8 protein-coding genes are annotated in these 5,673 nt (G+C 44.7%); 5 read left to right on the top strand and 3 right to left on the bottom strand.

All coding sequences use genetic code 11. The features are described 5' to 3' along the window. Window positions 1-597: 597 nt before the first annotated feature. A complete protein-coding gene (gene atpD / locus IM456_RS17315; protein WP_149986192.1) occupies window positions 598-2,046 on the top strand; it encodes a F0F1 ATP synthase subunit beta in 1,449 nt (482 codons plus the stop codon). 74 nt (window positions 2,047-2,120) lie between these two features. Continuing rightward, the gene (gene atpC, locus IM456_RS17310) at window positions 2,121-2,537 is read left to right on the top strand and encodes an ATP synthase F1 subunit epsilon (protein WP_002735380.1); all 417 of its coding nucleotides are present in this window, start codon (window positions 2,121-2,123) and stop codon (window positions 2,535-2,537) included. A 213-nt stretch (window positions 2,538-2,750) separates the two neighbouring features. On the opposite strand, the gene IM456_RS17305 is transcribed toward atpC, so the two are convergent. Beyond that, window positions 2,751-3,074: a 30S ribosomal protein PSRP-3 gene (locus IM456_RS17305; RefSeq protein WP_002760450.1), complete on the bottom strand. Its 324-nt coding sequence runs from the start codon at window positions 3,072-3,074 to the stop codon at window positions 2,751-2,753. Between the two features lie 103 nt (window positions 3,075-3,177). Between IM456_RS17305 and mutT the strand changes: the two genes are divergently transcribed. The 3 genes from mutT to mraY are packed head-to-tail and all read left to right on the top strand — an operon-like array spanning window position 3,178 to window position 4,973. Next, the gene (mutT, locus tag IM456_RS17300) at window positions 3,178-3,600 is read left to right on the top strand and encodes an 8-oxo-dGTP diphosphatase MutT (RefSeq protein WP_149986191.1); all 423 of its coding nucleotides are present in this window, start codon (window positions 3,178-3,180) and stop codon (window positions 3,598-3,600) included. Then, window positions 3,597-3,860 (top strand): DUF3134 domain-containing protein, encoded by a 264-nt coding sequence (locus tag IM456_RS17295; RefSeq protein WP_002760451.1) that lies wholly within the window; start codon window positions 3,597-3,599, stop codon window positions 3,858-3,860. Before mutT ends, IM456_RS17295 begins: the two co-directional genes overlap by 4 nt. A gap of 45 nt (window positions 3,861-3,905) precedes the next feature. Continuing rightward, window positions 3,906-4,973: a phospho-N-acetylmuramoyl-pentapeptide-transferase gene (mraY, locus tag IM456_RS17290; protein ID WP_149986190.1), complete on the top strand. Its 1,068-nt coding sequence runs from the start codon at window positions 3,906-3,908 to the stop codon at window positions 4,971-4,973. On the opposite strand, the gene IM456_RS17285 is transcribed toward mraY, so the two are convergent. Next, entirely contained in the window at window positions 4,944-5,297 is a 354-nt protein-coding gene (locus IM456_RS17285) for a HesB/IscA family protein (RefSeq protein ID WP_287694846.1), read from the bottom strand. The two genes, mraY and IM456_RS17285, sit on opposite strands and share 30 nt — an antisense overlap. A gap of 186 nt (window positions 5,298-5,483) precedes the next feature. After that, window positions 5,484-5,673, bottom strand: a 190-nt coding sequence (locus tag IM456_RS17280) for a bluetail domain-containing putative surface protein (RefSeq protein ID WP_287694844.1), incomplete at its 5' end; no start/stop codon positions are given.

Here is a 5,673-nt window from a genome sequence, read left to right as displayed (position 1 = left end):
TCAGGTGGTCAACTACCTAATTTTCAGGGAAAAAGTCCCGGAATTTTCCCCCCGATCACTCCAAGTGCTGGCACTTTTTGAGGGGAAAAAAGTCTAAAAGTCTTACCCAACAAGGTTTTTAGATTTATTCAGCAAACCCTATCTAAAGCTGTCCCTTGAAAATTTGACAGGAGATAGTTCTTGTGGCTCAATGTATAGAGTAAAATCTATGGTCAAGCTTACAATTATTTGTTATTTGAATCTATACAAGCAGCAAAACCCTTGCTATAATCGACAATATATGGTAATAGACCAATTCCATGCACTGCATCCGCGTAGGCATCTTCAAAGTTGATCAACCTCGCTTTGTTTTAAGGCAGGCCTTAGCCTGCCTTACTTTTTATCAGTGGTCAGTAACCAGTAAGCAGAAAATTGCCATTTAATACCAATCACCGCTCAGACTGTCCACGGAAAACTCAAATCTGATCACTGGTAACTGATAACTGATAACTGATCTGATCCCCTAGCGTGATAAGCTGAGTATTGGCTAATTTTACAAAAAATTAAGACTTTCCCCTTGTGGGAGTTATCAGCTAAAACCCAGAGTAGACATAAACAATGGTAGCGACAACAGAAACTAACGTTGGTAAAATCGTCCAGATCATCGGTCCTGTCATCGATGCCGAATTTCCCAGTGGCAAACTGCCCCGTATTTATAATGCCTTAACCGTAAAAGGAACCAACTCCGCCGGTCAAAATCTATCGGTTACTTGTGAAGTGCAACAGTTACTCGGTGATAACCAAGTGCGGGCCGTTGCCATGAGTACCACCGATGGTTTAGTGCGCGGTATGGATATCGTGGACACCGGCGCAGCGATTAGCGTTCCCGTGGGTAAATGCACCCTCGGTCGGATTTTTAACGTTCTTGGTGAACCCGTGGACGAAAAAGGACCGGTTAACGTCACCGAAACCTCTCCTATTCACCGTCCCGCTCCCAAATTAGTCGATCTTGAAGTAACACCGACGGTTTTTGAAACCGGTATCAAGGTGATTGACCTGCTCACCCCCTACCGTCAAGGTGGCAAAATCGGCCTCTTTGGGGGTGCTGGTGTGGGCAAAACCGTCATTATGATGGAATTAATCAACAATATCGCCATTCAACACGGGGGTGTCTCGGTTTTTGGCGGTGTGGGTGAAAGAACCCGCGAAGGAAACGACCTCTACAACGAGATGATCGAATCGAAGGTAATCAACGCTGATAACCCCGAAGACTCGAAAATTGCCCTCGTTTACGGTCAGATGAACGAACCCCCCGGAGCGAGAATGCGCGTCGGTCTCTCTGCTTTGACCATGGCCGAATATTTCCGCGATGTCAGCAAGCAAGACGTACTCTTATTTATTGATAATATCTTCCGTTTCGTGCAAGCTGGTTCGGAAGTATCGGCGCTCCTCGGTCGGATGCCTTCTGCGGTAGGATACCAACCTACCCTCGGCACTGACGTAGGCGACCTGCAAGAGCGGATTACCTCCACCAAAGAAGGATCGATCACTTCCATCCAAGCGGTCTATGTACCGGCGGATGACTTGACCGATCCCGCTCCCGCTACTACCTTCGCTCACTTGGATGGAACAACTGTACTATCTCGTGGCCTGGCTTCCAAAGGTATCTATCCGGCGGTAGATCCCCTCGGTTCCACCAGCACCATGCTCCAAGCTGATATCGTCGGTGATGAACACTACGGCACCGCTCGCGCCGTCCAATCTACCCTGCAACGCTATAAAGAGTTACAGGACATCATCGCTATTCTCGGTTTAGACGAATTGTCGGAAGAAGATCGTCTCACCGTTGACCGCGCTCGCAAAATTGAGCGTTTCCTCTCGCAACCTTTCTTCGTGGCCGAAGTGTTCACCGGTTCCCCGGGTAAATACGTTACCCTCGCTGATACGATCAAAGGCTTCCAGATGATCCTCAAAGGTGAACTCGATAGCTTACCCGAACAAGCGTTCTATATGGTCGGCAATATCGATGAAGCGATCGCTAAAGGCGAAAAACTCAAAAAAGGCTAATTAAAAGTCAGTAGTAACCGCGTTTAGCGGTTACTTAACCCAGAAATCTGCCAAAATTATCGTTATTATCACCAATGAGCATTACAGTACGGGTTATTACACCCGATCGCATTGTCTGGGATAACGTGGCCGAAGAAGTAATCCTACCCAGTTCCACGGGACAATTAGGTATTCTTAGTGGTCACGCTCCTTTATTAACTGCCCTGAATATTGGCGTAATGCGAATTCGACCGGGGAAAGACTGGGAAAATATCGCAGTTTTGGGCGGTTTTGCTGAAGTCGAAAATAATGAGATCAAAGTCCTCGTTAATGGGGCGGAATTAGGCTCAAAAATCGATAAAGAAAAAGCTCGCGCCGAATACGAACGGGCCCAAACCCGTCTCGATGAAGTCAGTAAAGGGGATGACCGTCGCAAAACTATCCAAGCGCAACAATCATGGCGCAAAGCTCGCGCTAGATACCAGGCCGCTGGCGGTTTAGTATCGGTTTAAACCCAACCAAATCAAATTAAATTAAAGCAAAATCGGGCGGGTTTATATAAACCTACCCGATTCTTTTTCAGTTATCAGTTATCAGTTATCAGTTAAGTAGTCGGACTTAACGGAGGCAGGGGGCAGGAGGCCGTTTTTGTAACGGGGATTTATGCCCCGCTCCAAAAACTTTTCGCCTTAAGGCGAGGTTTTAGACCCGATTTTTTCGATAAATTAATTGCTACCACTAAAAACAACTTCGGGGAATTTTAACTGTGCATCGGCCATGGGGATTTGTCGGCCTTGATTGCGTAACTCTTGCCAAAAATTAATTACTTCTGTGGCTTTGTTGAGAACATCGACGCGATCGGACTCATCAATCCAGTGTTTTGCTTCTAACTCCTCTTGGAGTTGTTGCCAAGCATCATTGCGCGGCCAGAAAAAATAAGCGGTGAGGGGGCTAGTTCCTTTGCCGACCACCTGATCCACAGCGATCGCTACGTTCTGATCTAACCACAATACTTTTAAAATAAACTTTGATTCGGAACTGACTGTCATTGTTAATCGTTAATCGTACAATTCTCGATTATATCATCTTTTGACTCAATTCTCCGCAGTCAGTTTTTAACTATTTTTTCCAATTTTTTCGCTAATAACCGCTATGATTCCAGAAACAGACTCTTTACCCCGTAAACAAATCGGTGTGGCCGTAATTAGAGATGATCGAGATTTAATTTTAATCGATCGCCGTCTAGACAAGGGACTCTTGGGCGGTTTTTGGGAATTCCCCGGCGGCAAAATCGAAGGCAATGAAACGGTACAGGAATGTATTAAACGGGAGGTATTAGAAGAAATTGGCATTGAAATCGCAGTTGATAGTCATTTAATCACTATCGAACACACCTATAGTCATTTTCGGGTTAATCTACAAGTATATAACTGTCGTTATCTCAGCGGCCAAGCGAGAGCGATCGAATGTGAAGAAATCCGCTGGGTAACTATCCAGGAACTAGATAATTACACTTTCCCCGCGGCCAATCAAGAGATTATCAGAGCCTTAAAAGACATGGTAAACTCGAAATGATTGCTGCTAATCGTCGAGTAATTATGCTTAATCCTTCTATTCGTCAAGAACCCCGCTACGAACCGGCCGCGGTTATTCCCCTAAAAAAAGACGCTTCCATTGTTGAGTGGTTAGAAAAAAATAATCGCATGATTCCCCGGGATAAAATCGCCGAACCAGATCTGACTCTCGAAGAAGATGTGGAACTATCTGAACTCATGGATGTCGATGATATCGGTTATGATGACGACGAGGATGAATTAGTCTTAGATGAAGATTAATCCCGTCTTCTTTGGCAAATTTTACCCTTATCTGGCGCTTTAGTCGTGAACGCTAACATTTTTTCCGCCCCTATCTTTAAAAAACCCACTGGAACCCATCTCCTGATTCTACTAACGGGATTACTATTTCTGTTAGTAGTTTTTTTTCAGTCCACTAATTCCCTGTTACTCCCCCTGATGGCCACAACGTTAATCAGTGCTGGTCTTGGTTGTCAAGTAGTACCGATGCTACGGCGCTTGAAAATGGGTCAGATCATGCGCGAAGATGGACCCCAGGCCCATTTAAAGAAAGCAGGAACCCCGACAATGGGAGGCAGCTTTTTTGTGCCAGTAGCCCTTATTTTCGCTTTAATCTGGTCTAAATTCGCCCATAATGTGGTGGCGGTTGCTTTGCTGACCTTTGTTTACATGGGTATCGGTTGGTTAGATGATTGGCAAATTCTGCGTTATAAGTCGAATAAGGGCCTATCTCCCCAGATGAAGTTAATTTTACAGATAACGGGGGCGGTGCTTTTTTGCCTCTGGATGTTGGTCAATCAGGTGAGTACCGATATCACCCTTTGGGGTCGATTAGTCATTCCTTTGGGCTTTTTCTTCTGGATTTTGGCGGGATTTGTCCTTGTGGCTGAAAGTAACGCCACTAATCTCACCGATGGGGTGGATGGATTAGCGGGGGGAACTGGTGCGATCGCTTTTTTGGGTTTAGCCATTATTATCGCTCCTAGTCATCCAGATTTGGCGATTTTCTGCACTTGTTTTAGTGGTGCTTGTCTAGGCTTCATTTTTCATAACCGCAACCCTGCTAAGGTGTTTATGGGTGATACGGGTTCCCTTGCTTTGGGAGGCGCTTTAGCTGCGGTGGGTTTAATTACTGGACATCTCTGGGGATTATTTTTAATTAGTGGTCTGTTCTTTCTGGAATCTCTTTCGGTAATCGCTCAGGTTATCTATTATAAAGCCACAAAAGGACCCGATGGCAAGGGCAAAAGATTATTAAAAATGGCTCCTTTTCATCATCATTTAGAATTAAGTGGTTGGACGGAAACCCGGATTGTGGGAGCATTTTATCTGGGTAATGCGCTTTTAGTTGTCTTGGCTATTTGGAGCAGTTAATTGGGCACTAAAGGAAAGACCACAACCGCAGGTATTTTGGGTGTTGGCATTGGTAAAACGGAAACCACCACCCATTAGATCTTCTGAATAGTCTAATTTTAAAATTTGTAGGTAGCGATCGCTGTCAGGATCGACTAAAATATTAATACCCTGACTTTGAGAAAATCGATCGTTTTCTGCCGCAATATCGGTTAATTCGAGATGGTAGTGAAGTCCCGAACAACCACCGTTTTTTACTGCCAAACGCAGATAGGAACCCCTCAGGCGACGGCTTTGACTCCAACGTTCAATTTCTCTGGCGGCGGCGGGACTTAATTCGATCATTGTTTTTGAGACTATTGTAATAATAATATCAAGTTATTGTGAAGTTATACCACAGTTGTTGTCAAACTTTATGTTAAGAAATATGTGACTAATGGATGGAGGGTGTAGCTGACAATTTTTAACACAGAAAACGGGTTTCTCCGAGAAACCCGTTTTCTAGGTGACTTAGAAGGAGAGCTTAGACACTTAGATAAAGAAATTACCCACTGGAATGTTCCCTAAAGCTGGTAAAGTACCAGTAAATCCGGTGATATTTATTAATAAATCATTGCTGGATTGGAAGCCAGCCGCGCTATCATTAATAACGAGGTAAGTTCCAGCTATCGCACCGCTTGTTACCTGCACTAAGGCGGCACTATTAACCGCTAATTCTTGA

This window comes from Microcystis sp. M079S1 (assembly GCF_020246425.1).
GTDB classification, from domain to species: Bacteria; Cyanobacteriota; Cyanobacteriia; order Cyanobacteriales; family Microcystaceae; genus Microcystis; species Microcystis aeruginosa.
This window is presented reverse-complemented; position numbering and strand designations above follow the sequence as displayed.